This is a genomic window from Stenotrophomonas sp. 05L44_2 (assembly GCF_056665995.1).
Map to the genome: position 1 here is coordinate 1 of NZ_JBFTNR010000823.1, position 1,676 is coordinate 1,676.

The following is a 1,676-nucleotide window of genomic DNA, read 5'->3' on the forward strand; positions in this document are numbered from 1 at the left end:
TACCAGGTCCACGCGGTGCCTCTTCAGTTTTTCTGCACAGGATAAAGAAAAACCAGTTTGCCTTAACGAGTCCGTTGGTCGCACCCTGCGCCTCTTCTCAAGGTGGAGAGCGTCGGATGTGGATTGCTGCGGCCCTGGCCGGTCTGTTTGCAGGTGCTGGCCTGATCATCGCCATCGGCGCGCAGAACGCCTTCGTGCTGCGCCAGGGGCTGCAGCACCGCTACGTGGGCATGGTGGTGCTGGCCTGCATGGGCGCGGACATCGCGCTGATCCTGGCCGGCGTGGGCGGCATGGGGGCGCTGGTGCTGCAGTGGCCGTTGCTGTTGCAGGTGCTGCGCTTCGGCGGGGCCGCCTTCCTGCTGTGCTATGGGCTGCAGGCTGGGCTGCGCGCGTGGCGCGGTGGCAGCGCGCTGGCCGCGGCCGATGCCAGTGGTGGCAGCCGGCGGCAGGTGCTGCTGGCCTGCCTGGCGTTCACCCTGCTCAACCCGCACGTCTACCTGGATACGATGGTGCTGCTGGGCAGCCTGTCCACGCGCTACCCGGGTGACCTGCGCTGGGCGTTCGCAGCGGGCGCCTGCGTGGCCAGCGTGCTCTGGTTCTGTGGGCTGGGGTTCGGCGCACGGTTGCTGCAGCCGGTGTTCCGCAACGCGGCAGCATGGCGGTTGCTGGATGCTGGCGTGGCGGCCTTCATGCTGTGCCTTGCGCTGCTGTTGCTGCTGCGCCCGCTCTAGGCCGCATCCAGCGCGCACAACGGGGTTTCACCAGGGCGCAGGGTCAGCACGCGCACGCCGCTGCCGGTCACGGCCACGGTGTGCTCGAACTGCGCCGACAGCTTGCCGTCACGGGTATACACCGGCCATTCGTCGGGCTGCTGGCGGATGGCAGGCTTGCCCTGGTTGAGCATCGGCTCGATGGTGAACACCATGCCTTCCTGCAGCTCCATGCCGGTGCCGGCATGGCCGTAATGCAGGATCTGCGGTTCCTCGTGCATCTCCTGGCCGATACCGTGGCCGCAGTACTCCTTGACCACGCTGTAGCCGTGGCTGCGGGCGTGGCGGGCGATGGCGTGGCCGATATCGCCCAGGCGCGCGCCGGGCCGCACGGCGGCGATGCCTTTCCACATGGCCTGGTAGGTCACCTGCACCAGCTTGCGCGCGGCGTAGTCGGCATCACCCACAACATACGTGGTGCTGGAATCGGCAATGTAGCCGTTCTTCTCCAGCGTGATGTCGAGGTTGACGATCTGGCCATTGCGCAGCACGTCATCGGCCGACGGCATGCCGTGGCAGACGACGTTGTCGATCGAGGCATTGAGCACGTACGGGAACCCGTACTGCCCCTTGCTGGCGGGCCGCGCCTGCAGCTCGTCGACGATCATCCGCTCGACGATGTCGTTGATCTCCAGCGTGCTGCGACCCTGCAGAGGCAGGGCGTCGAGCATGGCGAAGACCTGCGCCAGCAGTCGTCCGGACTCGGCCAGGCGGTCGATCTCGTCGGGGCGCTTGATCATGGCCATCGGCTCAGGCCCGCCCGGGGGCAAGCAGCTGCGGCTGCACACCGGCGGCGCGCAGTTCACTGGCGACGACGTCCTGGAAGCTCAGGGTCGGGTTCATCTCGCACAGCATGCCGACCCGGATCCAGAACGTGGCCTGGGCGTTGATCGAGCGGTTGGAGAC

At 67.3% G+C, this 1,676-nt stretch carries 3 protein-coding genes; 1 reads left to right on the forward strand and 2 read right to left on the reverse strand.

What is annotated here, in order from left to right:
• Positions 1-116 precede the first annotated feature (116 nt).
• Positions 117-731 (forward strand): LysE/ArgO family amino acid transporter, encoded by a 615-nt coding sequence (locus AC1VAN_RS21015; protein WP_032976017.1) that lies wholly within the window; start codon positions 117-119, stop codon positions 729-731.
• On the opposite strand, the gene map is transcribed toward AC1VAN_RS21015, so the two are convergent.
• A complete protein-coding gene (gene map / locus AC1VAN_RS21020) occupies positions 728-1,510 on the reverse strand; it encodes a type I methionyl aminopeptidase (protein ID WP_442251361.1) in 783 nt (260 codons plus the stop codon). The genes AC1VAN_RS21015 and map overlap by 4 nt on opposite strands.
• A gap of 10 nt (positions 1,511-1,520) precedes the next feature.
• The coding region (locus AC1VAN_RS21025; protein WP_480986657.1) for a TA system antitoxin ParD family protein at positions 1,521-1,676 on the reverse strand (156 nt) is incomplete at its 5' end.